The sequence below is a fragment of the Vibrio sp. 1580 genome (assembly GCF_033340055.1).
Map to the genome: position 1 here is coordinate 1 of NZ_JAWOVT010000492.1, position 583 is coordinate 583.

Annotated in this window: 1 protein-coding gene; it reads right to left on the bottom strand. The window is 44.3% G+C overall.

Going from position 1 to position 583, the window contains the following annotated elements:
- A partial coding sequence (locus tag R7093_RS26765) for a heme biosynthesis HemY N-terminal domain-containing protein (protein ID WP_318147218.1) occupies nucleotides 1-471 on the bottom strand: 471 nt, incomplete at its 3' end.
- Nucleotides 472-583 lie beyond the last annotated feature (112 nt).

A 583-nucleotide genomic window follows, 5' to 3' on the forward strand; every position in this document is an offset into this window, starting at 1 on the left:
AGTCAGTTCGACAGCGAGATGAGCATTCTCCTGTTGGCTAGCTAATGCAAGATAATGATCGCGTTTTGCTTTATCACCTTGACCTTGAGCAGCTTCAGAAGCAACGAGATAGCACAGTAGTGGCATATCGTGGTGATTTGCCCAACGAGTGACTTTCTTTTCAGCACCTTTCCAATCACCTTCAAGGAGCTTGATAATGCCTTCATTGGTGTAGCGACGAGAACGACGCATTTTACGTACGCTGAAGTAGTTCCAAGTGCTTGAGCTTGCGTAAACCAACTTTTTAATCAGGTATTCAAGGAGGAAAAGACCAGCTAGCGCAGCGATAACGAAGATCACCAAAGTGGTTACGCTCATTTCGATGGTCTTGTTTGCTATTGAGATCAGTACATATCCTTGTTGACCAGAAAACTGAGTACCGGCAAATAGACCTGCACCTAGAACGACAAATAGGAAAATAAGGCGAATCATTATTTATCCCCCGTACCTGTCATTGTTGTGACTTCACGACGTAGTCGCTCACGAATCACATCCGATAGCTGAGATTGGCTTTCCAGTTTTGCAGGGTACTCAACTTGAATAT